Source organism: Pseudoduganella sp. GW821-FHT12E03 (assembly GCF_058807115.1).
Map to the genome: position 1 here is coordinate 19,031 of NZ_JBXAQJ010000016.1, position 25,475 is coordinate 44,505.

At 61.2% G+C, this 25,475-nt stretch carries 22 protein-coding genes; 11 read left to right on the forward strand and 11 right to left on the reverse strand.

The features are described from left to right. Together AC1RRC_RS30030 and AC1RRC_RS30035 are read right to left on the reverse strand one after the other, a co-directional pair. Entirely contained in the window at positions 1-3,312 is a 3,312-nt protein-coding gene (locus tag AC1RRC_RS30030) for a hypothetical protein (RefSeq protein ID WP_493059410.1), read from the reverse strand. A gap of 17 nt (positions 3,313-3,329) precedes the next feature. Next, positions 3,330-4,010 (reverse strand): glycosyltransferase, encoded by a 681-nt coding sequence (locus AC1RRC_RS30035; protein WP_493059411.1) that lies wholly within the window; start codon positions 4,008-4,010, stop codon positions 3,330-3,332. Between the two features lie 373 nt (positions 4,011-4,383). On the opposite strand from AC1RRC_RS30035, the gene AC1RRC_RS30040 reads away from it, so the two are divergent. Continuing rightward, entirely contained in the window at positions 4,384-4,986 is a 603-nt protein-coding gene (locus AC1RRC_RS30040) for a sulfotransferase (protein ID WP_493059412.1), read from the forward strand. A gap of 38 nt (positions 4,987-5,024) precedes the next feature. Beyond that, on the forward strand, positions 5,025-5,705 hold the full coding sequence (locus tag AC1RRC_RS30045) for an acyltransferase (RefSeq protein ID WP_493059413.1): 681 nt from the start codon (positions 5,025-5,027) through the stop codon (positions 5,703-5,705). A gap of 66 nt (positions 5,706-5,771) precedes the next feature. Here AC1RRC_RS30045 and AC1RRC_RS30050 read toward each other — a convergent pair whose 3' ends face one another. From AC1RRC_RS30050 to AC1RRC_RS30075, 6 genes are all read right to left on the reverse strand, one after another. Continuing rightward, entirely contained in the window at positions 5,772-6,971 is a 1,200-nt protein-coding gene (locus tag AC1RRC_RS30050) for a glycosyltransferase (RefSeq protein ID WP_493059414.1), read from the reverse strand. Further along, entirely contained in the window at positions 6,968-7,597 is a 630-nt protein-coding gene (locus AC1RRC_RS30055; RefSeq protein ID WP_493059415.1) for a class I SAM-dependent methyltransferase, read from the reverse strand. The genes AC1RRC_RS30050 and AC1RRC_RS30055 overlap by 4 nt, the downstream gene beginning before the upstream one ends. A gap of 9 nt (positions 7,598-7,606) precedes the next feature. After that, entirely contained in the window at positions 7,607-10,039 is a 2,433-nt protein-coding gene (locus AC1RRC_RS30060; protein ID WP_493059416.1) for a glycosyltransferase family 2 protein, read from the reverse strand. Between the two features lie 2 nt (positions 10,040-10,041). Beyond that, positions 10,042-11,913 (reverse strand): glycosyltransferase family 2 protein, encoded by a 1,872-nt coding sequence (locus AC1RRC_RS30065; RefSeq protein ID WP_493059417.1) that lies wholly within the window; start codon positions 11,911-11,913, stop codon positions 10,042-10,044. Between the two features lie 185 nt (positions 11,914-12,098). Then, a complete protein-coding gene (locus AC1RRC_RS30070; RefSeq protein ID WP_493059418.1) occupies positions 12,099-13,220 on the reverse strand; it encodes a DUF4214 domain-containing protein in 1,122 nt (373 codons plus the stop codon). A 126-nt stretch (positions 13,221-13,346) separates the two neighbouring features. Then, positions 13,347-14,165 (reverse strand): hypothetical protein, encoded by an 819-nt coding sequence (locus AC1RRC_RS30075; RefSeq protein ID WP_493059419.1) that lies wholly within the window; start codon positions 14,163-14,165, stop codon positions 13,347-13,349. 547 nt (positions 14,166-14,712) lie between these two features. Between AC1RRC_RS30075 and flhB the strand changes: the two genes are divergently transcribed. The 8 genes from flhB to AC1RRC_RS30115 all read left to right on the forward strand — a co-directional run bounded on the left by flhB (position 14,713) and on the right by AC1RRC_RS30115 (position 23,183). Further along, positions 14,713-15,864: a flagellar biosynthesis protein FlhB gene (gene flhB / locus AC1RRC_RS30080; RefSeq protein WP_493059421.1), complete on the forward strand. Its 1,152-nt coding sequence runs from the start codon at positions 14,713-14,715 to the stop codon at positions 15,862-15,864. A gap of 15 nt (positions 15,865-15,879) precedes the next feature. Next, on the forward strand, positions 15,880-18,027 hold the full coding sequence (flhA, locus tag AC1RRC_RS30085) for a flagellar biosynthesis protein FlhA (protein ID WP_493059422.1): 2,148 nt from the start codon (positions 15,880-15,882) through the stop codon (positions 18,025-18,027). A gap of 132 nt (positions 18,028-18,159) precedes the next feature. Continuing rightward, positions 18,160-19,623 carry a flagellar biosynthesis GTPase FlhF gene (flhF, locus tag AC1RRC_RS30090; protein WP_493059423.1) on the forward strand — a complete coding sequence of 488 codons (1,464 nt, stop codon included), beginning with the start codon at positions 18,160-18,162 and terminating at the stop codon, positions 19,621-19,623. 35 nt (positions 19,624-19,658) lie between these two features. Then, positions 19,659-20,480: a MinD/ParA family ATP-binding protein gene (locus AC1RRC_RS30095; protein WP_493059424.1), complete on the forward strand. Its 822-nt coding sequence runs from the start codon at positions 19,659-19,661 to the stop codon at positions 20,478-20,480. Positions 20,481-20,498: 18 nt separating this feature from the next. Then, positions 20,499-21,230, forward strand: a complete 732-nt coding sequence (locus tag AC1RRC_RS30100; protein WP_493059426.1) for an RNA polymerase sigma factor FliA — start codon at positions 20,499-20,501, stop codon at positions 21,228-21,230. Further along, positions 21,212-21,958 (forward strand): flagellar motor protein, encoded by a 747-nt coding sequence (locus AC1RRC_RS30105; protein WP_493059427.1) that lies wholly within the window; start codon positions 21,212-21,214, stop codon positions 21,956-21,958. The genes AC1RRC_RS30100 and AC1RRC_RS30105 overlap by 19 nt, the downstream gene beginning before the upstream one ends. 1 nt (position 21,959) lies before the next feature. Then, a complete protein-coding gene (gene motD / locus AC1RRC_RS30110) occupies positions 21,960-22,742 on the forward strand; it encodes a flagellar motor protein MotD (RefSeq protein WP_493059429.1) in 783 nt (260 codons plus the stop codon). Between the two features lie 237 nt (positions 22,743-22,979). Then, on the forward strand, positions 22,980-23,183 hold the full coding sequence (locus tag AC1RRC_RS30115) for a hypothetical protein (protein ID WP_493059430.1): 204 nt from the start codon (positions 22,980-22,982) through the stop codon (positions 23,181-23,183). A 16-nt stretch (positions 23,184-23,199) separates the two neighbouring features. Here the strand turns inward: AC1RRC_RS30115 and AC1RRC_RS30120 are convergent, their stop codons facing one another. The 3 genes from AC1RRC_RS30120 to flgA all read right to left on the reverse strand — a co-directional run bounded on the left by AC1RRC_RS30120 (position 23,200) and on the right by flgA (position 24,716). After that, entirely contained in the window at positions 23,200-23,667 is a 468-nt protein-coding gene (locus tag AC1RRC_RS30120) for a flagella synthesis protein FlgN (RefSeq protein WP_493059431.1), read from the reverse strand. A 9-nt stretch (positions 23,668-23,676) separates the two neighbouring features. After that, positions 23,677-23,985: a flagellar biosynthesis anti-sigma factor FlgM gene (gene flgM, locus AC1RRC_RS30125; RefSeq protein WP_493059432.1), complete on the reverse strand. Its 309-nt coding sequence runs from the start codon at positions 23,983-23,985 to the stop codon at positions 23,677-23,679. A 116-nt stretch (positions 23,986-24,101) separates the two neighbouring features. Then, positions 24,102-24,716: a flagellar basal body P-ring formation chaperone FlgA gene (flgA, locus tag AC1RRC_RS30130; protein WP_493059434.1), complete on the reverse strand. Its 615-nt coding sequence runs from the start codon at positions 24,714-24,716 to the stop codon at positions 24,102-24,104. Between the two features lie 337 nt (positions 24,717-25,053). Between flgA and flgB the strand changes: the two genes are divergently transcribed. Then, positions 25,054-25,473 (forward strand): flagellar basal body rod protein FlgB, encoded by a 420-nt coding sequence (flgB, locus tag AC1RRC_RS30135; RefSeq protein ID WP_493059435.1) that lies wholly within the window; start codon positions 25,054-25,056, stop codon positions 25,471-25,473. Positions 25,474-25,475 lie beyond the last annotated feature (2 nt).

Here is a 25,475-nt window from a genome sequence, read left to right on the forward strand (position 1 = left end):
TTATGAATGCGTGTGGATTGCCGCCGCACCGGAGGCTTTGCGCACGGAGCGCAGCGCCAGTGTGCGGCGGATGCCTGCGGCGAGCGCCGACCAATGGGCCCATTCGCGGGGCAATTGAGCAGTGGTGCCCGCGCCGGCCATGCCGACGATGTCTTCCAGCTGGTCGCATAAGGCCACGATCAATATCTGGTCGGCCGGACTGATTTTCTGCCAGATGTCGAGGTCCATCAGATCCGGCGCGGCAAAGCGCAGTTCAAGCTTGGGGCCATGGATATTGTTCGACTCTTCAAACCAGCGTTCGAACAGGCTGATGCCCTCACTGCGGGGGAACTCAAGGCGCGGATGACTGCCAAACGGCATGCCCTGGACTTTCGCGCACGCCAGGCGGAAAACAAACTCATCACAGTGGCGCCCGCCCAGCAAGACGCCGCGCAGCCGGACTTCCAGGTGTTCATAGTCATCGTTGGCATACGCGCGGACCAGTTCGGCGCTGTCAAAGCGCAGAATCGGCGGCAACTGACCCAGCACATGGTGCAGCTGGGCCAATCCCTTGGTGATATCGCCCGCACTCGCGGCCATTCCGTCGGGCCAGCAATCCGGCTCGTCCAGCGTATCGCTGAGGAAGAGGATCAACTGCTGGGTTAAGTGCCAGTCGCTGGCCGACAGTTGCTTCAATGTGGTGGCGCGCAGCACGCTGTCGGTAGGGTGTCGGGTCGGAATAATATCGACGACGCCACGTCCGCTGGCGGCTTGCGGCCAGCGTGTCAATGCATGGCTTGCCTGCTCGAACGCGAAGCCGGCCGTGCCATTTTCCAGTAACAGCGTGAAATTCACGTCGCGGCCGCTGCCGACCTCCTCAAACCCGGCCAGGCGGCAATGGACCAGGCCCTGCCCGTCGTGCTGCAGCGGCGTTAATGTCAGGGAAGCATGGTCCGCATCGCCGTGACCTGGCAATTCAGGGCTGCCCGGTGCATTGTGGGCGGAACGCAGCGCCAGTGTGCGGCGCATGCCCGCGGCAATTGCCGACCAATGATTCCATTCACGCGGCAATTGGGCGGTGGCGTCTGTGCTCACCATACCGACGATGTCTTCCAGTTGATCGCACAAGGCATTGATCAGCGCCTGGTCGGCGGTACTGATCTTTTGCCACACTTCGAGGTCCATCTGGTCCGGCGCGGCAAAGCGCAGTTCCAGCTTGGGACCATGGATATTGCTCGACTCTTCGAACCATTGCTCGAACAGACTGGTGCTCTTGCTGCTCGGGAATTCAAGGCGCGGATGGCTGCCAAACGGCGTTCCCGGCACATTGGCACATGCCAGGCGGAAAACAAATTCCTCGCAGCGAAGCGAGCCCAGCATGAGGCCGCTCAGCCGGATTTCCAGGTGTTCGTAGTCATCGCTGACATAGGCCCGCACCAGCTCTGCGCCGTCAAAACGCAAAATCAGGGGTAATTGACCCAATACGTGGTGCAGTTGGTCCAATCCCTGGCTGATCTCGTCAGCACTCGCGGCGATCCCTTCAGGCAAATTGCCAGGCTGGGTGAGCGCAAAGGTGAGCGCGCGTATCAACTGCTGGGTCAGCAGCCAGTCGCTGGTCGACAACTGCTTCAACGTGGTGGCGCGCAGTACGGTGTCGGCCGCATGGCCGGTTGGAATAATGTCGACGACATCGCGCCCTTCGGCTGCGTGCGGCCAACGTGTCAATGCATGGCTTGCCTGCTCGAACGCGAAGCCGACCGTGCTATTTTCCAGCAACAACGTGAACGCCGCATCGCGGCTTTCGCCGCCGCATTCAAGTCCGGCCACGCGGCAATGGGCCAAGCCGCGCCCATCGTGCCCGATCGGCAGCAATGCCAGGGACTGGTAATCGATATAGCCGGGAAGACGCTGTTCCATGCGTTCGGCGCGCTGTTGCAAGTGTTTCAGGCGCGCAGTGGATGCCTCCAGCTCCTGTGCCAGCCGAATTGCATCGGCGCTGGCGGTCGCCAGGTTGCGGGCATCTTGCTGGCGTGCCTGCAATGCCAGCTCCAGATCTTCCTGGACGGTGGTGAATTGCAGCAGCAAATGGGCATTGTCGCGTTCGAGTTCGGCGCGCACCATCTTCTGTTCACGTACCAATCGATCCTGTTCCCCGGACTGCTTGCGCAGCCGTTCCAGTTCCGAGTTTAACTTTTTGTTGTCGGCACTTAACCGCTCTTGTTGCTGGAGAAGGTCCGTGTTGTCGGCCAGCTTGGCTGCCTGGACTGCCATTTCCCGCTTCAGGCGGGCGTGTTCCGCCGCATGCTTCTTTTGGGCCGACGCCATGGCCGCCTCGTGCGCTGCCAGGGCTTCCGCCGCACCGCTCATTTGAGCCTCAAGCTGGCGCTGGCTCTCCGCGGACTGTTCCTGGTGCAGCGTACGCTGCGTGTCATGTGACCGGATTGCTTCCTGCAGTTCTTCCTGAACCGCCTGCAGCTGGAACAGCAACTGTCCGTTTTCCGCGTCCAGCCGGGCGGCGCGCTGTGATTCAGCCACCAAGCTGAGCTTGGTCTGGCGCAACTCTTCGGCACGGGCCAATAATTGCTGAGCGAAGGCCGCATGCTGACGATACTCCGCCAGGGCATCGGCATAGCCGATGGCCGCCGGAGCGTGCGCCGAACCGAGGTCGATACAGGTGGCATCGATCTCGTGCTGCACATCCGTCAGTTCTCCGGCTGCCGCAGTAATCTGGCGTGCCAGGTAGGCCGGCAGGATTCCCCGCTCCGGTGCGGCAGGCGTAAAGACCGACTGTGACTCCAGGGGCAGGTTCCATCTGTCGCGGCATGCTTCCAGCAGGCGCTGCGGCGATTGCACGGCCAGCGTCGCGTCAATGATGCAACTGCGGTCCTGGTTGCGGAGGTGGAAACGCAGCATTTCCCGGGTGGCGCTTTCCCATTGGGCCAGCAGTGGCGCCGGGTCGGTGGCGCCATCGACCAGCCGGTCCGCCAGCCACTGTTCGGCTGGAATGTGAAGCAGGAGGAAATGCACGCCGGCGTCGAAACCGCGCCAGAAATCGAGCAGGCCGAGGCTGGCGCGGTCGGCCCATCCCCACATCGGGACATGCAGGTTGGCCATGAAGACATCGCCTGCCAGTTGCTCCCACAGGCGGCCTGGTTCGTACCCGGGAGCAGGCAGGGCGCCCAGGTTATGCGTGAGCCGCTCATGCCATGCGCGCATGTCAAGCGTCTGGTCGCGCGTGCTTTGTGCCGCGGGCTTGACGCCGCCCAGGACCAGGATGTCCAGGACCGCATCGTTATAGTAGGGAAGCAGGCCGGTGATGCAAATTGTTTTCATGCGATGCGGGATAAAGTTCAGCCTTCACGTTGCGCGACGCGCAGCATATCTTCTCGTTCGGCGAACCATTCTTCGGCAAATTCGCAGTTGGAAAATTCCTTGAAGTAGGGACCGCCGCCCGTGTAGTGGACGAAAGTGGCGTTGGGGTTCGGTTCGTTGTAGTCCACCAGGTGATTCCATTCCTGTGGCAACCCGCCGATCAGGTGGTCGCCTTCCAGCCACTTGAACTGGTGCAGTTCCAGCCCGCTGGCGGTGTTCACGTACTCTGGCGTCAGCGCACGGCATTTGGCATTGTTGAACATCATGACCGCCGACCAGTTTTTCTTCTGGTAAGGCGTCTGCGGCATATTCAGGAACTTCGTGCGTTCCTTTTCCGGTTGCTCGTGCTTGACCACCATGACAGCGTAGCGGTCGTCGCGCAGGGCCCACAGCTTGGCCACATCCTCACGCGCAAGGACGTCGTTATCGGCGAAAATCGACCAGCCTTCGTAGTTGGACAGATACGGCGTCAGGAAGCGCGAAAACGAAAACTCGGTGGACTGCAGCGGATTGCGTTCGCGTGTCATCAGGCCGCCCAGTTGCGATAGCATGAGCGGGGTGATGGATACAGGCTGCGATGCACGCTGGTGGATGCTGTGGGAAAAAACGTGGAACAGGGCAGGTAATTGGGAATCGTAGCCAATAAATACGCGAATCATTGGTCTTTCCTGACGTGGAAGGTGAATAGAGCGTTAAATCTAAAATAGCAAGCGTTGCACTTGCTGGCAGGGGTAGTGCGGCAAGTTAAGTGCAGGCAGTATTCTCGCCGTTTTTTTGTGGGAAAAGCAAGTGTTTCCGCAAGGTCTACACTCCCTGGAAATCAGACGTTGGTCCTGCCCGGAGATTGAGCGTATCAAAGCAAGTGGCAGGCGACAAGGGCGCTGTCCATGAAGAAGTCGGCACCCCACACCTGTCCGGAGCCCTTTGGGGAAGGAGCGCCACATGTGTATTGTGTGATAAGATGTATCGCTTAGTAGAATTATTTGCAACGCCCCCGAGTGGCTTGCATTGCATGAAAATAATTGAAAGTTTATGGATAAGCCTCTGCATTCAAAGATATTAATAACAGGTCTGGGCAGGAGTGGCACCTCGGCAATCGCGTCAATTGCAAAGGGTTTGGATTACTACCTTGGCCACGGCGCTATTTCTCCAACAGGGGAAGATAAAGACCTCCGGGCACTCCTCTCCGACGGAAAAGTCGATGAGTTGAATGAGGCGTTGGTGGGCCGCAGTAAATTCCACCCGCTGGTAGCCTTCAAGGACCCCAAGCTGTTCAGCCAGGAAGGGGAGAAGCTTGAAAAGGTGTTGGATCCCGATTGGGCATATATAATCATCTTCAGGGACCCATTGGCAACGGCTATCAGGAATAACATTTCCATCGGTGAAGACCGGGATGAAGCGTTGGCCAGTGCGGTGGCGCGCCAGATGAAGCTGGTTCGTTTTTACGAAAGCATCAAGGGCAGGCGTCCGGTTCACCTGATTTCATTCGAAAAGCTGCTCAAAGATCGCGACAGGGTTTTGCAAGAGTTGTGTGAATTTATTGGCCTTCCAGCAGATGAGGCAACGATCGAGAAAGCCAAGTTGGTGATGGATGAAGGCAAGACCCGTTATCTCAATACTTCGGGGCATGTTTAAACTATTTGTCTGGCGAAGTACCAACGGTGAGAGGGTAAATGAAGCACGAGTTTTCCGATAAAGGCACCGGTAGCGTCGTTGACGTTGGCGAGAATGTCGGATTGTCAGGCTGGATCAAGGGCGAAGGCAACAAGATCGTGATTGCTGCTGGTTCCCGGGAAAATCACGTTCATATTCAAATTAATGGTGATTTCAACGTCGTTCGTATCGAGGCAAATTCTACCTTGAACGGTTTGCGGGTTGAGATGGGAAATACCAAACATGAATCTTCCCGATCATCTTTAATGATCGGAAAGAATTTTTCCATTGCCAGCAAGAGCAGGATCTTGCTGCCCAATTCCGGCAACATGGTGGAAATCGGTAGCGATTGCATGTTCTCGAACAATATCGTGATCCGCGCAGGGGAATACCCGCACCTGATATTCGACCAGATAAGCGGGGAGTACCTGGATGTTTCCGATGGGATTTATATCGGAAACCGGGTCTGGGTAGGCGAAGGCGCTTACATCAATAAGGCGGTTACGATCGGGGATGGGTGCATCGTGGGCGCCAGAAGTGTTCTGACGAAAAGATTTACTGTCGAGAATGCCGTCATCGCCGGGAACCCCGCTCGCGTTGCCAAAGAGAATGTTGAATGGGTTGCCAACTCCAGTAAACTTCAGCCAGGCAGTCCATACGAACAATCGTTTCGCGCCGCACGCCAAGTTCACGAATCTTAATCGAAACGGCAACCCGTGCAAGGCGCGCCGAGTTTGTACGGCGCGCCGGCCAGGCCAAGAATTGTTTCACATGCCCAGCAGGGCCTTTTGCTGCCGCACACATTGCGCCACATCCAGCTCGGGAATATGGGGAGCAAGGCGGGGGCGTTCAGGAGCGGTCAGTTTGCCAACGATCGCCTCGGCAAACCCGCCGTGATCAAAGAAGTCCAGCGTGCGGATACCAAGCCGGTCCGCAAACTCCATCACCGGAGGCGTTGCCGATGCCAGCACCGGCATGCCCGTCGCGGCGGCCTCCAGCAGGGACCATGACAGTACGAACGGAGTGGTCCAATAGCTGTGCACGCGGCTGATGTTGAGCAGGTTGAGATAACTCTCGTAAGTAACATTGCCGACGAAATGCACACGGCCCATATCCAGGCCGGCGCCGACTTCGTCCAGCATATGCTCCCGCCAGCTGCGCCCGCCCGGGGCACCCATTCCATAGCTGATGGCGTCGTTGCCGACGACGATGGCATGCGCATACGGACAGCGGCGTAAGACTTCCGGCAATGCGCGCATGAACACATTGAATCCGCGCACCGGTTCCAGGCCGCGCGCCACATAACTGAAGACCTGGTGGCCCGGACGGAATTCGGCAATGGCGCCGCCTTCGCGGTTCAATTGCAGGCGGGCGGCGGGATTGAAGCGCAGCCGTTGCAGGTCGATGCCTTCGTGGATGACCGAGATTTTTTCCTGCGCCCATGCCGGATACGTGCTGCGCTGCCACGCAGTGGGCGAGATGGCGGCGTCGGCGGCTTCGAGGCTGAGCAGGCTGGCGGCGTTTTTTAAACGGAGCCGGCAGCGCTGGCTGAAACTCAGTGGCGGCTCGGCCGGATCAAAGCCGACGTCCTGGCCTTCGGCGGCATAATAATATTCGCAATATATAACCAGCCTGGCCCTGGGGAAAACATCCTTGATGAACAGCGCCTCGCCCCAGCCGGAGTGGGCAACGATGATGTCCGGCTCAAAACCGTCGCGTTTCAATTGCAGCGCGGCGGCGGCACAGGCTTCGCCGCACAGCACCTGTTTCTCCTGGTCGGACAAGAGGAAATGGGTATCCTTGCCGGGCGTGCGAATCAGGGTATAGGGCCGTACTTCGACGCCGGCTGGGACCGGCAGGCGGTTGATGGTCAGGGCAACGACACGGTGGCGCTGGTCGTTGGCCAGGTCGGCCGCCAGATGGGTAAACTGGCCCGGGAAATTCTGGTGAATAAATAAAACATTCACCGGACAACCTCCGCCAGATGCTGGAATACCTGTGGCGACGTGTGCGGCATGGTGGCAATGGCCCACAGGTCCCATTGGCTGCCTTCATGCACGCGCACTTCTTCGAAGCCGGCGTCAGCCAACGCCTGTCCCAGCGTGGACGAAGTGAAGCCGGTCCGGTGGGCCATATAGTCGTTGCCATGCAGGATCGAGGCCTGGTGGCCGAAGATCATGTCCAGCGCGGAAATCGGACCTGCCGCGGACTGGTACAGCGGCGTATCAAGTTCGCCACTGGCGACATGCTGTGCGATCGATTGCAGGTCCGGCACCGTGATCAGTGCGAAGCCATCGGGCGTCAGGACGCGATGGAACGCCGCCAGTGCGGCGGGGACTTCGAATCCGTTCAGGTGTTCCAAATTATGTGATGACCAGATCGCATCGATGCTGCCATCCGCCACGCCTGCCAGGTCGGTAATGCTGCCGATAATGTCAGGCTGGACGGCCGCATCGATATCAAAGCGGATTTCGCGCCATTGGTGCGTGCGGAAAAAAGCGGGCAGCCGCTCAGGGCGCGCCAGGCCGCAGCCGACATGCAGTAATTGGCGCTGGCGAATGGCCGGGGCGCCATGGGCCGGAGGTTGGTTCATATTCATATCTCAGGCCGGCACGGGCAATTGGCAAAAACGTGGGTTGCGGCGGCGTGGCGGCAGCGCCAACCCGCCGAACGCGTGGCTGTGCGCATCCAGGTTCAGACTCGGGTGGTAAGCCGGGTCATGCAAAACCACCTCGCCCCATCGCTTGCGGAACTGGTCGATCTCGCGCAGCGAGCGGTCGCGCTTTTGCGGCGTGTCTTCATGTCCCCGGCTGGCCGATTCCGCATGCAGCATGGTTGCATGCGGTGTCCAGATAATGGTTTTGCCGGCAGCGCGCAATTTCAGGCACAGGTCCACGTCATTGAACGCCACCGGGAACGCCACGCCATCCATGCCGCCGACCGCCAAATAATCGCTCTTGCGCAGGAACAGGCAGGCGGCGGTCACACCGCTGACTTGCTGGATCAGCTGGTTGCGGCCATGGTCGCCCCAGTCGCCGTTTGCCAGGCGGTTGCCGTAGTGGCCGGCCACGTTGCCCACGCCCATCAGTACGCCGCCATGCTGCACCATGCCATTGGGCCACAGCAGTTTCGCGCCGACCGCGCCGACGCCGGGCTGCAGCAAGTGGCTGACGATTTCATCGAGCCAGCCATCGTGCATGGCTTCGATGTCATTGTTGATCAGTCCAATGATTTCACCGGTGGCGGCTTCCACGGCCGCGTTGTTCAAGGTGGCAAAATTGAATGGGCCGGGGGACGGCAGGATGCGCACGCCTTGTTTGGCGATCTTGCGGAAATAAGTTTTAGTCTTTGGCAGCGCGGAATCGTTGTCGATGACGATGATTTCCAGGTTTTCCCATGCGGTGTGCTGCTGGATCGTGCTGATGCAGCGTTCCAGTAATTCCACGCGGTCGCGGGTCGGAATGATCAGGCTGACTTTGCGCTGCTTGTCGCGCTTGCCCAGCGGGCGTGCCACCCGGCGTGGAATGAAGCCGGCATCGGCCGGGCCAGCCAGGACCGGCAGTGTGGCCTTTGCTTCGACAATGCCAAGCGCGGCAACGGCGGCGCTGTAGCGTTGCTGCTGTTCCTGTGCGGACAGCGGCGTGCCGCTTTGCAGCAGCACACGGGGGATATGCACGATGCTGTGCTGCGCGTTTTCCCATTGCGCCGCGAGTAACGACCAGCCCAGCGATGCGGAATGGGCGCGGGCTTCAGGCGGTAGCGCGGCAACGGCGGAGGCGCGTGCGAACAGCAAATCCAGCGGATAGTCGCTGGCCAGCGCATATTCGGCATTCCAGGCAGGCTTGAACCATGGCTGTCCGGCGCGTTCGCTATCGGTGTACACGATCTGCGTGGCGGCGTCGGCGAAGCCATGCAGGGCGGCTGTCACGGCATGCGGCGGCAACAGGTCGCCGTTGCGCACGCAGGCGACGATGTCGCAGCGGGCCAGCAGGGCGGCCTGCACCATGGCGTGCAGCACCCGTTGTTGATCGGCCGCACCTTCTTCCAGTGCAAAGATGTGCACCAGTGGGTGGCTTTGCTGCTGCAGGCTTGCCAGGGTGCGCGTACAGGCATCGCGGTCGTTGTGCTGGCCGCCAATCACCAGGATGCCGACTTTCAATGCGGCCAGTTGCGCAGGCAGCGGCGGCACGCTGTCCGGAGTTTCGAATTGCGCGCTCCAGTCGCGGTAATGGTGCATCGCCAGGCTGCGCGGCAGCACGCGTTCGTAGCCATCGATGGCCGTGCCCAGGACACTGCCATCGTCCGGCAACAGCGCCTTGACGCCCTGCGCATAGCAGCAGACCGTCAGCGGGCTGCCATTCAATGGATTGCCGCGGTCGTCGACCACGCGCACGGTATGGCTGCGGCCATCGCCGAGCCGGATCGGCAGGTCGAGAATAAAGCCGTGGTCATTGACTTCGTAGGCGCGCGTGGCCGGGTGCGTGATGTTGGCCACGGTTTCCGCCAGCAATTGGTCGTCCAGGTAGGCGCGCACCGTGACTTTACGCCGTTCGTCGCGGTTGTCGATGGCCCAGCCATGCAGCCGCAGTGCGCCATCGCTGAAGGCGGCGCTGCGCGCGGCAACCGGCGGCTTGCCGGACGAGGAGAGCTCGATATGGCCGGGCAGCAGGACGCCGGTATTGGCCACCCGTACCGTGACGATGCCTTCCTGGCCAGGCTTGATAATGCCGAGGTCGGCAATAAAACCGTGGCAGACGTCGGTGTGTGTACCTTTCGGGACGGCGCCGGCGAACGCGTCCGTCAAATCGCCGCGTGCGACGTCGGCCGTCACCGTGCCGACCGCGTCACCATCGCGCAAGACTTCCAGGATGACCCGTTGCCCAGGTTGTTCGATATCCAGGGCCCAGCCGTATACCAGGCCCCGGTGCATCCCTTCCAGCGCGCCGGTCCAGCGCTTGGCGGACAGCTTGGGCAATTTCGGCGCCGCCTTCACTGCCTTTGCGCGGGGTTTGCGCGGGGCAGGGAGTGTTTCCATTTTCATACTGCTACGGTCTCTTTCAGCTTAGGCTTGCGGGTACGGATGGCAGGCGCGTTATGCTGCGCCAGCCAATTGTTCAACCATACATCGGGCATGAACCCATCGTCCAGTTCCACGCGCGGCACCTGCAATGGCGTGATTAAATCGTGTTGAGCCAGCAACGCGGCGCAGCCGGCCAGGCCGGCCATGGCGGCATCGGTCAGGAATGCGGTTTCATCCCACAGCCCCGATGGCAGAACGTCGACGACGCCGGTATGCCACAACGGTTCGCTGGCTTCGCCAATGATCAGCAGACGCACGTTGATGTCCGGGCGGCTTGCGATCTGGCGCGCCAGTTCCAGGACCTTGTGGGCATGCGGGTGACGCTGGCGGTGTTGCCAGACGCCAATGCGCACGCAGGACGACGGCAGCGCTGCGGGAACGGGGCGGGCGACTTCCAGCGCACCTTCCTGCAACTGTATGGCTGCCGCCAGCCAGTCGCATTGCTGTTGTTCCAGTGCGCTGCGCAGTGCATCGCGTGCCTGTTCCAATGGGTCTTCCATCAGGAAGCGCGCATACAGCGTGTGATAGGTTGGATAGCGGGCCGACAGCACGTTGCGATTCTCGCGCACGCGCAGTGTCTTTTCAAAACGGAACGAGACGGTGCCCGTATGCGCCACAAACACGCCGGTCGCCAGCAAGTGGCGATAACCGGCGGCGGCGGCGCGCAGGCACCAGTCGACTTCTTCGCCATAGCCGCGCACCAGGTGCACGCCATCCAGCAGACCGACCTGGTCCAGCACGGTACGGCGGATCAGCATGGCAAAGCCGCAGCAGGTTGGCAATTCCATGTCGCCGTTAACGCCGCTGTTGCGCAGCGCGGCGGCAGTTTGGTCCAGCCGCGCCAGCTGGTCCGGCAGCGGGCCGCGCGCCGCCATGGCGATAGTCGGGAAGCTGGTGATTTCGCCGTTGTTCGACCACGGCGTGGCGGTGGCGATGTCCGGTGCGCTGTACAGCGTCGCGCGCAGGCGGTCCAGCCAGTCGCCATGCACCAGCGTATCGGCATTGAGCAGCATGACGTCGTTCGCCGGTTGCAGGCGCATGGCGCGGTTGCAGGTTTCGATAAATCCCAGGTTGCGCGGATTGCGCAGCAGGACGATATGGCCGGCCGCGGCTTGCGCATCGAGCCAGGCCGACAGGGCCGGCTCGGGACTGGCGTCGTCCACCACGACCACACGCGCGGATGAATGATTATGCCGCAGGCTGTTGACCACACTCGCGATACAGGCGCGGGTGCGGGCGTCATCGCCATAGACCGGGATAACGATATCAACCGGGCGTTCGGTTTCCGCTGCGGCAGGATCTTGTGCCGGTGCGGCCGGTGGTTCCGTGGCGGGCGATGGCGCCGCGCTGAACACCAGCGGCGATCCCTGCAACAACTGGGGGCCGGCGCCGCTATCGAATGCCAGCGACCAGACGCCCGGATGCGGGCAGTTAATGCGGAAGCGCTGGCCATTAGCCGGCACGTTCAGCTGATATTGGGAAGTTTCGTCCGACAGCAGCACAGGTATCGTGGCAGGTCCGCCTGCCGGGGCGAACAGCATGCCCTCGATGGCGTCCGTCGTATCGCCGGCTTTCCAGCAGGCGCCCACGGTCGCAAGGCCGGCTTCGTGCAGCATGGCCAGCAATGGCGCATGCGATCCGGTGCGGCAGCGCGCGGGCAGGAAGGCCGCACCCAGGGTGCGTACGCTGTCCGCGGCGCCGGCGGCAAGCCAGCAGCGCAGCATCGCATCCTGCAGCACTGGCAGGTCAGGCACGCCTTTCCATGCGTGGTACCAGGCTTTGGTGCTCAGTTCGGGACGGGAAGTTTCAAGAATTTTGGCACGCAGCATTGCCGGAATGTGCTGCTCGGGATAGAGCCTGCACAGGTATTCCACGGCAATCAGCGCATCGGCATGGTGGCCGGCTTTGAATGCCTCGACTGCGCGTGACAGTAGTGCATCGGCGCGCAGTCGAGGGGAGCAAGACAAGAAAAAGGGGGGAATCCCCCCTTGTGGGTGCATCATAAAAAAATTGCTTAGATGATGCCCGAAACGATCGTGACGTTGCCGACCAGGGTCGCTTCGTGGCCAGCTTGCGGACCAGCACCGCCCAGCAGGTTCAGCGTGTGGATCTCTGCGAACGAACGGATGACGTCCGCGCGCGCGATGCCGTGGTTGTGCATCGCATCCAGCCAGTAAGCCATACCGCCAGCTTCGCCGTTACGGCCGAAGGTGTTCACGTACAGGCTGTTGACGAACGCGGTGTCGTCCAGCAGGTTGCGTGGAGCGAACTCGCCGGAGCTTACCAGGGCGTTGGCGATCTGGCTCAGGGTTGCGCCGTCTTTCGCCAGGTCGTAGTAGTAATCCAGGCCGGATGCGTCAGCATTGCGGCCGAAGGCTACTTCGAACAGGGTCGCGATCGACGCTTCGGTTGCGCTCTTCGCGAATACCAGGGCGTCGCTGCCGCCAACTTCCACGTACTGGATCTTCGTGATGTCGGTGGTGATGCCAGTGACGTTGTTTTTCACGATGGCGTGGCCATTGCTTGCCGTCACGGTGTAGCTCGACGCCGCATCCGCCAGTTTCACCACGGTGTAGTCGCTTGCGCCGCCGGTGATGGTGCTGTTGCCCAGGCTTGCGACCACGGTGTCGACGCCTTGGCCGGTCACCACGGTGCTGTTGCCGGTGCCCAGCGTCAGCTTGGTGTTTTTCGCGTCAGCGATGGTGACTTTGGTTTCGCCCGAACCAGCCACAACAACGCGTTGCGCGCCGGTGGCAGGAACAGTTGCACCTGCGGACGTGGTTTCCACGCCAGCGCCTTGGGTGGTGCCATCGTTCAGCGTCAGGTCGATGTTGGCATTGCCCTGGATCACCACTACTGGCACGTTCTTGGTTGCGGCGGCCGTCAGCACCACTGGTGCGGTCGAGCCTGCTGGCTGGTTCACGGTCAGCAGCACCACTTCCGTACCTGCCGGCACGGTTGGGGTGGTGCCCGGGGTCACGGTCACTTCCGAGATCGTGACAGAGGTGTCAGTCGTACCGCCGGAGGTGGTCGTGGTCAGGGTGATGATTTCATTAATGACGGTTTGATCGTCAAAGGCAGGATTGCTGCTGTTCTGCAGCGTATTGGTAACCGTAGAGGCTGATGATTCGTACATTTACTTCTCCTTTCGAAATGGAACTACGTTGGTCGGCCAGCCATACTCCGATAGGGCGGAGTACGAAACCGGCCACGTAAGTCCTACACACACGGGTGTTACTTAAGATTTACTGCTACGGCTAAATTATTTGTTGCGCTTGAAAACTTTGGTGCGCGGCGATTGATCCCACGGATTCAGCGCTTGCTGTTTGCCCGGTTGAGCAATGGCCACGCCCAACTTGAGCGCGGTCAGGTGTTCCAGGCCACTGGGACCGCTGGCCGGCAGGCCCGAAGTGATCGGGACACTGAAGCCGCCCGAGAAATAGGCGACGCCTTCCAGTTCAAACTTGTGCGCATTGGCGCCAACCAGGGTGAAGGTCACTTCCGTCACACGGCGCGATTCACCCTTGCTGCCACAAAACTGGCCGGTGGTGACGGTCTGGGTGGCGCCCAGGCCTTCCAGGGTCACGCTGTATGCTAAATCCACTTCTTTCGGATGGCTCGGCCACATGGCCTGGAAGCCTTCCACCCGCAGGCCGCTGGCCGGGTCGCCCAGGCACTGGCCTTCCGACGCCACGGCATCGCCTACACGCTCAATATGGCCAATCAGCGACAAGCCTTCGTTGCTGATACGGATAGGCTGGTCCGCCGGGCGCGGAGCGGGCACGGCGCCTGGCGCCGCCGGTGCTGCCATTGCCAGCGGAGCTGCCAGTGCCACCGATGCAACGGGTACTGCTGGCTGGCCCGGCTCATCCAGGCCGATTTTGTCGATACGCAGCGCTGGCGCCACAGCGCCGGCTTGCGCAACGAAGGCGCTGACCAGTAATTCCGCCGGTGCATCCTGCACGTGCATCACGATGCAGTCGGTGCCGTCACGCAGGGTGGCGCCCAGGGTGCCGGGCGTCCAGATCGCTTCGATGCGGCCATTGTGCAATGGATCGCCTGGCGCGCGGGAAACAGTCATCGGCGGCTGTCCACCTTTGGGGTGCCGCAATATGTAGATACCTGGTTGTAACAGTACGACTGAGTTCGTTATTTCCATGTGCCGGTGTTTGCAGTAATGCTTATCTGTTATAGACGGACGGTAACTATTCTAATTATGCTAATTGAAATGTGGCAAATGTTCCTGTGATGAATATCACAACTTACAATTTATTCACGTAAAAACCACAGCGAGAATCCCGTATTGCGCAATGCGGCATGAAATGCCCTCCGTTCAGAGCACTTTTGTATGCGCTAGAGCAAAACGGACGCAAATTTAAGCGTTACACGTATGTTGCACTGTAGCATGCTATCCCGGGGTTGTGCAATTGCTAAATAAAATACAGTCACTATTTCGGTAATTAATGGTTAATTTTCAAAAGTGTGAATATTCACATTTTTATTATCAGATGTCGTATCACTTGAGGCGGGGAAACTAGAATAAGCCCTGGATTTTCCGCCTTGTTCCGCCGATGGGTTGGTCGTTGCGCGCGTGATAATCGAGCCCATCGATAGCGAAGGTGCGGGACATGGCGGAAGAGAGCGAAAGCGAAAAGACAGAACCGGCGTCACAGAAGCGCCTCGAGCAGGCGCGTGAGGAAGGCGATGTTCCCCGGTCGCGCGAAGTCGCGACCTTTACTGTCTTGATGACCGCCGGCGCCGGCCTGTGGATGACTGGCGGCGGGCTGGTGCGGGACCTCAGTTCCGCCATGGTGTCCGGCCTGGCCCTGACCCCGGAGCAAATCTATAACCCCGACGTGCTGCTGACGCGCGTCGGGATCGACATTGGCCGCGTGATGCTGGCCTGCCTGCCGCTGGGCCTGGCGGTGATGATGGTGGCGCTGGTGTCGCCGATGCTGGTTGGTGGCTGGTTGTTCTCCGGCAAGGCCATCGGTCCGAACTTCATGAAGCTCAATCCCATCAACGGGCTGACCAACATGGTGTCCACCAATGCCCTGGTGGAGCTGGTGAAAGCCATTGCCAAGACCATCGTGGTGGGCTTCGTCGCGTACCTGGTGGTGATGCGCCAGCGCGAAGCCGTGCTGCAACTGATCATGGAGCCGGCGAACATGGGGATGGTGCACCTGGTGGAAATGCTGGCCATGAGCTTCTTGTTCATCGTCGGCTCGCTGGGCTTTATCGCCGCCATCGATGCGCCATACCAGCTGTGGCACTACGCCAACAAGCTGAAAATGACGCGCCAGGAACTGATCCAGGAATCCAAGGAATCGGACGGCAACCCGCAAATCAAGGGCAAGATCCGCCAGATGCAGCGCGAGATGGCGCGCCGCCGCATGATGGCCGATGTGCCGACCGCCGACGTGGTGGTGACCAACCCGACCCACTATGCGGTGGCGCTGAAATACGCGGAAGGTTCGCGCGGCGCGCCGAAAGTCGTGGCCAAGGGCACCGATGAGGTGGCGGCCAAGATCCGCGAACTGGCGAAAGAGCACAAAGTCACGATCCTGGAAGCACCACCGCTGGCCCGTGCGTTGTTTAAACACAGCGATATCGGTGACGAGATCCCCGAGCGCCTGTATGCTGCCGTGGCGGAAGTGCTGGCCTATGTTTACCAGCTGCGCATGTTCAAGCCGGGCCTGCGCTATCCGGACCGTCCGGCCAAGCTCGATGTGCCGGACGACATGGATCCGCACCACCCCGCGTCACAGAAAAAGAATTAACGGAGCATTATCATCATGAAGAGCCTGAACGCCTACCTGCCACCCTGGTTGTCGAGCCGCGTCAGCGGTCTGAACCTGCCGGGCGGACAAAGCAAGAGCCTGGCGGCGCCGATCTTAATCATCATGCTGCTGGTGATGATGATCCTGCCGCTGCCGGCGTTCATCCTCGACCTGTTCTTCAGCTTTAATATCGCGCTGTCCATCATCGTGCTGCTGACCGCCCTGTATACGGTCAAGCCGCTGGACTTCATGGCTTTTCCCGCCGTGCTGCTGGTATCGACCATGCTGCGCCTGTCGCTGAACGTGGCCTCGACCCGCGTGGTGCTGACCGAAGGCCACACCGGTGGCGCGGCCGCTGGCAAGGTGATCGAAGCTTTTGGCCACTTCCTGATCGGCGGCAATTACACGGTCGGTATCGTGGTGTTCATCATCCTGACCATCATTAACTTCACGGTGGTGACCAAAGGTGCGGGCCGTATCGCCGAGGTGGGCGCGCGTTTTGCCCTGGACGCGATGCCGGGCAAGCAGATGGCGATTGACGCCGACTTGAATGCCGGCCTGATTGGCGAGGCCGAAGCCCGCAAGCGCCGCAGCGAAGTGTCGATGGAAGCGGAATTCTATGGCGCGATGGACGGCGCCTCGAAGTACGTGCGCGGCGACGCGGTGGCCGGCATCCTGGTCACCGTCATCAACGTCGTCGGCGGCTTGCTGGTGGGCGTGATCCAGCACGACCTGGCGTTTGGCGAAGCCGCCAAGCTGTACACCCTGCTGGCGATCGGTGACGGCCTGGTGGCGCAGATTCCTTCGCTGGTGATTTCCATCGCGGCCGGTATCGTGGTGTCGCGCGTGGCCAGCGAGCAGGATGTGGGCACCCAGGTGGTGGGCCAGCTGTTTGCCAAGCCGCAGGTGCTGTACATCACCGGCGCGATCATTGGCGGCATGGGCCTGATTCCCGGGATGCCGAACCTGGTGTTCCTGCTGCTGGCGGCGGCGCTGATCGGTGGCGGCTACATGTTGTCGAAAAAAGGGAAGGCAGGCGCCGGACCCGTGCCCGGCACCCCGGAAGCGGCGGCCGAAGCCGCGCAGGCTGGCGGCGCCGCCGCGCCGGCGCCGGAGTCGGAAGAGGCGACCTGGCAAGACGTGCTGCCGGTCGATACCCTGGGCCTGGAAGTGGGTTACCGCCTGATTCCGCTGGTGGACAAGGCGCAGGGCGGCGAACTGCTGAAGCGCATCAAGGGCATCCGCAAGAAGTTTGCGCAGGAAGTGGGCTTCCTGGCGCCGCCGGTCCATATCCGCGACAACCTGGAATTGAAACCCTCGGCCTACCGCATTGCGCTCAAGGGCGTTGAAGTGGGCGCGGGCGAAGCGTTCAACGGCCAATACCTGGCGATCAATCCCGGCATGGCCAGCGGCACCTTGCCCGGCCTGGTGACCCAGGATCCGGCGTTCGGCCTGCCGGCGATCTGGATCGATGCCGGCTTGCGCGACCAGGCGCAAGCCATGGGTTACACGGTGGTCGACGCCGGCACCGTGGTGGCCACCCACCTGAACCACCTGATCACGACGCACGCGTCCGAACTGCTGGGCCGTGCGGAAGTGCAGTCGCTGCTGGACCACTTGTCGAAGGAATCGCCGAAGCTGGTGGAAGACCTGGTGCCGAAGATGATGTCGCTGTCGGCCCTGCAAAAAGTGCTGCAAAACCTGCTGGCCGAAGGGGTGCACATCCGCGACATGCGCTCGATTATCGAAACCCTGGCCGAGCATACGGCCATGACGCAGGATCCGAACGAATTGACGGCGCTGGTGCGAATTGCGCTGGGCCGCGCCATCGTGCAGCAATTGTTCCCTGCCGGCGGCGAACTGTCGGTGATCACCCTGGATAACCGCCTCGAGCGCCTGCTGATGCAAGCTATGGCGCAGGGCGGGCCGGACGGGGCCGGGATCGAGCCGGGCCTGGCCGACACCATTGCCCAGTCGGCGGGCCAGGCCGCCCAGCAGCAGGAAGCGCTGGGCCTGACGCCGGTGCTGCTGGTGCCGGGCCCGCTGCGCGTGCTGCTGGCGCGCTTCCTGCGCCGTGCGTTGCCGCAATTGAAAGTGCTGTCGCATGCGGAAATCCCGGAGTCGAAGACGATTCGCGTGACGGCTTTGGTGGGGACGCAATAGAAATCGGTAAATAGGGGCTTTTTCCCATCCTGTTCCTTCGATTGTTTCCCCGCTGCATCCCCAATAATGCAAGTGTCGAAGTGAGCCCTGCGCATCGAGAACGCAGGGCCTGTCGCCAACAGGGGAAAAGCCATGAACGTCAAAAAATTTACTGCACCAACGTCGCGTGAAGCCCTGCGCAAGGTGCGCGAAGCGCTGGGTCCGGATGCCGTGATCCTGTCCAACCGTCCAACCGATGGCGAAGTGGAAATCCTCGCCCTGGCCAATGACGATGCGGCTTCGCTGGCGTCCCCTCCGATGGATTCGCCGATGGGGCAGCCTGCCCCTTACCTGGATTTGCCGGAGGCGCCGATGGATGCCTTCGACGCTTTTGACTCGTACCAGGCGCGCGCCGCCGCCGCTCCTCTTGCCCCCGCGATGCCGGCGCGTCCCGCCGCGATGCGTCCATCGGTGCCGGAAACGATGCCGCGTCCGGCCGCCCGCCCGGCGGCGCCAGTGCAGCAGGCGCCGCGCCCGGTGCCGGCGCAGCCACAATACAGCGCACCCGCCAGGCCAGCCGCCCCGGCGCCATCGCTGGATATGGACCGTATCTCCGCCATGGTGGCCGACGCCGTGGCCGGCGCCAAAGCCAACGCGGCAGCGGAAATGAGCGTGATGATGAATGAGCTGCGCGCCATGCGCGGCATGATGGAAACACAACTGGCGGAAATCTCCTGGGGCTCGACCCAGCAGCGCGAACCGCAAAAAGCCGCCGTGCTGCGTGAAATGCTGGCGGCCGGCTTTTCTCCGAGCCTGGCGCGCTACCTGATTGAAAAACTGCCGGCCGGCCGCGACGCCGCCGACAGCCTGCGCTGGATTAAGACCGTCCTGACCCGCAACCTGTCCGCCATCACCAATGAAGACCAGCTGATCGAGCAGGGCGGCGTGTTTGCGCTGGTTGGCCCGACCGGCGTTGGCAAAACCACCAGCACCGCCAAGCTGGCGGCCCGCTGCGTGATGCGCCATGGCCCGGAAAAGCTGGCGCTGATCACCACCGACGCCTATCGTATCGGCGCGCACGAACAGTTGCGCATCTACGGCAAGATCCTCGGCGTGATGGTGCACTCGGTCAAAGATGAAGCCGACCTGCGCATCGCACTGAAAGAATTACGCAACAAGCACACCGTGCTGATCGATACGGTCGGCATGAGCCAGCGCGACCACATGGTGGCGGAACAGATCGGCATGCTGCAAGGCTCCGATGTGCCCGTGAAACGCCTGCTGTGCCTGAACGCGACATCGACCCAGGAAACCCTGAACGAAGTGGTGCGCGCCTACCAGGGCAGCGGCCTGGCCGGCTGCATCATGACCAAGCTCGATGAAGCGGCATCGATCGGCAATGTGCTGGACGTGGTGATCCGCCAGAAACTCAACATGTTTTATGTGTCGAATGGCCAGCGCGTGCCGGAAGACTTGCACCTGGCCGATCCGGCCCAGCTGGTCGAGCGCGCCTTCCGCCTGAAACAGGGCGCCGGCGCCAGCCAGTTCCAAGACAGTGATTTGCCGCTGCTGATGGCGGCCGGCGCCGCCGGCATGCGCGAGGTGCACCTTGGCTAACGCGGGATTGAACCGATTGCAGCGGGAGGTGGCCCATGACCAGCTTTAATTTTGACCAGGCGGAGGGCCTGCGCCGCATGCTGGCGGGGCCGCAGCCCCGCATCGTGACGTTCCTGTCGGCCACGCCGCAGGATGACAAAGGTTCCATGCTGGTCAACCTGGGCGCCTCGCTGGCGCGCGCCGGCAATGACGTGCTGCTGGTCGATGCCTGCGCCAGCGCGCATGGCGTCGGTTCGCGCCTGGGCGTGGACAATGGCGCCAGCCTGCTGGACGTGGCGCGCCAGCAATGCGGCTTGAACCAGGTGATTTACCAGGTGCCGCAAGGCTTCGGTGTGGTATCGATGACACGCGGCGTGCGCAGCACCGGGCCGGATGAAACACGCCGCCTGGCCAAGGCGTTTGACGTGCTGGCCAAGCAGACCGGCATGGTCATTGTCGATGGGGAATTCGACGGTACGGCCTTTCCCGTGCCGGTGATGGCCAGTTCCGAGATCGTGGTGCAAGTGTCGAACAGCGCCACCTCGATCACCAATGCTTATGCGATGATCAAGCGCCTGAACATGGAATTGGGCCGCCGGCCATTCGGTATCCTGGTCACCGGCGCATCAGAGGCCGAAGCCCGGGTGGTTTACGATAATATGGCGCAAGCGGCGAGTCGCTACCTGGCGGTCAACCTGGTGTCGATGGGATCAGTGCCGGCTGACGAATATTTACAGCGCGCCGCACGCCTTGGGCGCGCGGTGGTTGACGCATTTCCGCTGGCAGGGGCATCGGTTGCGTTCCGTGAACTGGCCGGGCGTTTGGCGCTGGCCGGGGCGCACAACTTCCGTACGGGGAGCAGCAGCCATTCAGCGTAATAACAATTAAAAGAGTTTATGTACACGGTCAAAGGGAAAGCGGACAAAAATACGCTGCTGACGGAACACATGCCGTTGGTTAAGCGTCTCGCCCATCATATGAAGGCGAAACTGCCGCCCAGCGTGGAAGTGGACGATCTCGTGCAGGCCGGAATGATTGGCTTGCTCGATGCGATCAACCGCTATGAAGAAACCCACGGCGCCCAGTTTGAGACCTATGCGGTGATGCGCATACGCGGCGCCATGCTCGACGAGCTGCGCAACAGCGACTGGCTGCCGCGCTCGATGCGGCAAGACATGCGCAAAATTGAAAATGCCATGGCGGTGCTGCAGCAGCGGCTGGGCCGGCCGCCGAGCGAATCGGAAGTCGCGAAATCGCTGAAGCTGTCGCTGGCGGATTACCAGGAAATGCTGGGCGAAGGCGGCGGCCACCAACTGGTCTATTACGAAGATTTCCGCGATGACGACGGCAACGACAGTTTCCTCGACCGCTATTGCTCGGACGACGACGCCGATCCATTGCGCGCGCTGCTCGATACCGACTTCCGCCAGGCGGTCATCGATGCCATCGACGGTTTGCCGCCACGGGAAAAAATGCTGATGGGCCTGTATTACGAAGAAGAGTTGAACTTGAAGGAAATCGGCGCCGTCATGGGCGTTTCTGAATCACGCGTATCGCAGTTGCATACGCAAGCGGTGGCGCGCCTGCGCGCATCGCTCCGGGAGCAGGCATGGACTGGGCCAGCGTAGCGGGCATTATTCTCGGGGTGGCCGGTGTACTGATCGGCCAGGGCATGGAAGGCGGCAAGCTCAGTTCACTGTTGCAGCCGGCCGCTTTTGCCATTGTCGTGGTCGGCACCCTGGGTGCCGTCCTGCTGCAAACCCGCGCCACTACTTTTTCCCGCGGCATGGTCATGCTGCGCTGGATCATCAAGCCGCCGGCCGACAGCCGCGCCTCGCTGGCGCGCGAGATCGCCGCCTGGAACAATTCCGCCAAGCGCGACGGCCATTTGTCGCTGGAACGCTACATGCTGTCTTCCAAGGACAAGTTCAATGCGAAGGGCCTGCGCCTGATCGTCGACGGCATCAATCCGGACAAGCTGCGCCAGTTGCTGGACACGGAAATCACGGCCTTTGAAACCTCCGAACGCCAGGCGGTGCGGATCTGGGAATCCGCCGCCGGCTATTCGCCGACCATCGGTATCCTGGGCGCCGTGCTGGGCCTGATCCAGGTGATGGAAAACCTGTCCGATCCGTCCCGCCTGGGGCCGGGGATTGCGATTGCGTTCGTGTCCACGATTTATGGCGTGGGGCTGGCCAACCTGTTCTTTTATCCGATCGCCAACAAGCTGAAAAACATCATCACGCAGCAAGTGCACCAGCAGGAAATCGCGGCCGCCGTGTTTTACGACATTGCCACCGGCGACCACAGCCGCGTGATCGACGAACGCATCGCCACCTTGCTGCGCGACCACTGATATGCAGCGCCGCGCCCGCCGTAAATTTGATGACGAACCGGAAAACCACGAGCGCTGGCTGATTTCCTATTCGGATTTCATTACCTTGCTGTTCGCGTTCTTTGTCGTCATGTACGCGATTTCCTCGGTCAATATCGGCAAATACAAAGTGTTTTCCGATGCGCTGGGCGATGCCTTCGGCGGCCAGGGTTCCGCCACGCCGGTCAATACCGAAGTGCTGAACTTGCCGATCCCGAACCCGGCGCTGAAACGCCGCACGGAATTGCTGCGCAAGGAAAAAGAGCAAATGACCAAGCTGGCGCAGGATCTGCTGTCGACCATGGCGCCGCTGGTGAAGGAAGGCAAAGTACGGGTCACGCAAAACAGCCGTGGTGTCAGCGTGGAAATCAATGCCTCGGTGCTGTTTGATCCGGGCCAGGCCAAACTGACGGCGGATTCGCGCGAAGCGCTGACGGAAGTGGCGAAAATCCTCATGAATGATCCCCACGCGGTGCAGGTGGAGGGCCATACCGATAACGTGCCGATCAGTAATGCGAATTTCCCGTCCAACTGGGAATTGTCGGCCGCCCGCGCCGGCGCCGTGGTGCGCCTGTTTATCGACGCCGGGGTGCCGCCGCCGCGCATGTCGGCCGTCGGCCATGCCGACAATATTCCGCTGGCGCCGAACAGCGAAGCGGAGGGGCGCGCGCGCAACCGCCGCGTGGCGGTGACCATCCTGTCCGGGATGCCCGATCCGTCCACTGAAGTCTCGACCAGTACGGCGCCCGCAACGCCTGAGCGCTGATCCCCCCCTGGTGGCAAGCATGGCGCAAGCCTGTTACGTGGCATGCGTCGCCGTGCATTCAAAATTATCAATAGATAAAAGTCAATATTATTGAATATAATTCAATAATATTTGCAATTCCCATTGTTTATTTGCTTTTGCGTATGGCATGGAAGGAGATGTTATTTAACAATTCCCCTCGTATAAAATTCTTTTAGGAAATCTTTATTGACTGAAATTCATGAAAGGAAGCAAACGATGCAAAAGCGCGCAATGGGTTCGCTGGTGATGTTGGCGGTGGTGGCGGTATTGGCGGGATGCGGCGGCGAAGGGCAAGATACGGCGGCCAGGGTGAAGATGGGCGCCAGCGCCAGCGCTTCGGCCAGCGCGCAAGCGAGTGCCTCGGCAACGGCGTATGCCAGTGCTTCCGCAAGCGCCGCAGCCAGCGCGCCCGGCAAGTAAATTCAGGGGGAAGGGATCAGCCGGCGACGAAGCCGCGCCGTGTCGCCGTGCTGGTGGTTTGCCCCGACGGGCCGTACATGTTCGGCGCAGGGCTTTGCGGGCGCAGCGCTTGCAGCGCGCCCTGGGTGTGATTCAAGTGTTTGTTGATCAGCGTACCGTTGATGCGGTTCAGCTCTTTGGCTTCACGGGTCTGTTGCAGCACTTGCTGCCAGAATTGCTGTGCGCCGGCATCACCGCTGGCGGCCAGCCAGGCTTCCATGCCGGCTTCTTCGGGTTTGAATCCTGCCGCGCCCAGCGCGCTGTGGCGCTGGCTGGCCAATACCGCCATGTCATTGACCAAAGCGGATTTGGCCGGGGTGAGGGCGGTTAATGCATCGATATCCGCTGAAATCAGGCATTGCTGTTCCTGTTTCAGTACTTCCAGCAGGGAAGTGATGACGCGCTGCTCTTCGCGCAGGCTGTCCATCGGTGATACCGTGTGCATTGAAGTTTCCTAACGTTTGCGTGAGTGCAGCAAATCTTTCACTGTTTCCAGCAAGCCATCCGCCACTTTTTCTGAATTGACCTGGAACTTGCCACTGGCAATGGCTTCCTTGATCCGGTCGACCTTTTGCGTATCAAACACGCCGGTGCTGCCACCCGCGCCGCTGGCCGCCATGGCCTGGCCTTGCGAGGACAGGCGGACACTGTCGGTCGCGACCGGTGTGGTCGCGGCTTTTTCCGCACTGCGCGCATTATTTGCCGACGCCGGGGACGACGACGGTAAACCTGGCGTGCCCTTAAGTGTGTCGTTAATTTTCACAGCATCATCCTCATCTGGTTGGAGTGTGACACTCCGGGGTATGAGTCTCTAACGGCACAACTTGATGAAACTTTAGCTTACCGGAAAGCAATTTTTCTCATAACCCTGTGGCAACTTCAGAATGCCACTTCCACCAGCCCTCCGGCGCGGGCAATGCCCGTCACTTGCGACCCGCTGGCGGTCCGTACCGCCACCATCTGTCCTTCGCCCGCCGTGGCCACCGCCCGCGCTTCCGATGACACCCGGAAGCTGGCATTGCCCGACACCAGTTTCACCAACTGGCCCGATTGCACCACCGGTTTGCTGCGCAGGGTGTCGAGCCGCAACGGCGTGCCAGCCGCCAGCGACACATTGCTGCTGCGGCCAATCACCTGGGCCATGTCGGTGGCGACACCGGCCGGCAAGGTGGTCAAGTCGCCGCGCATGACCGCCAGTTGCGTCGCTTCGATCGGCTGGCCCTGCGCCAGCGGCACCGCGCTGGCCACGTAATCCGCCTGCACCGAGACATTGGCTTGAATATACACCGTCCATGCGGACGGGGACGCACACCGTACACCCACCGTGGTCTTGCCCCACGCGCGCGCGCCCGGCATGAAGAATGCCTGCGGTTGCGGGCAGGCCGCCAGCGCCATGCGCTGGTCGATCGGGCCGACCGCCACGCTGACCTGGCCCGCCATGCCGGCCACCTGGCTTTGCAGGAATTGTTCGACCGTGAGTTTTAATTGGGTCAAGTCCTGGCGTGTGGGTTGCTGGGCAAAGGCGGTGGCGCAAGCCAGGAAGAGAGCGGCGAATACCGTAGGGCGGCTTTTGCAAAGCCGCCATGCTGGCACAGCAGTATTGCCAGTGCTGGTGGTGGCGCATGCGTGGCGGCTTCCGCGTTGCGGAAACCGCCCTACGGAATGTGGTAACGAGAATATTGACATGGCGTGGCCTCTTCGAATGTTGCCATGATACGGTCCGCCTCCCATTCCCAAGCGTGGAATAAGGCCCCAAAACCCGGGCTTATCGTTCGATCGTCATGGACCGCACCTGCGTAAGATGGCTCCCATCACTGAAGGAGAATTCGCGATGTTAGGGAAACTGGACGATCACTTGCGCTTTAATGAGACGGCACTGAGCCTGCGCTCGCAGCGCCAGACCGTGCTGGCGTCGAATATCGCGAATGCCGATACGCCGAACTACAAGGCGCGCGACTTTGATTTCAGCGCGGCGCTGAAAGGGGCGATCGACCGCAACGGCCCGCAGCAACCGCTGAAGACTACGGCGGCCAAGCATTATCCGGCCCCGACGCAGGCCGGCATGCTGCTGCCGGACGGCACCGCACTGCAATACCGTGGCACCGTGCAAGGCGCGGTCGATGGCAATACCGTGGATATGGATGTGGAGCGCAACCAGTTTGCCGACAACGCGTTGCGTTATGAAGCCGCCATCACCTTGATCAATTCGCAGATCAAGGGCTTGATGACGGCGATCCAGGGAGGTCAATAATC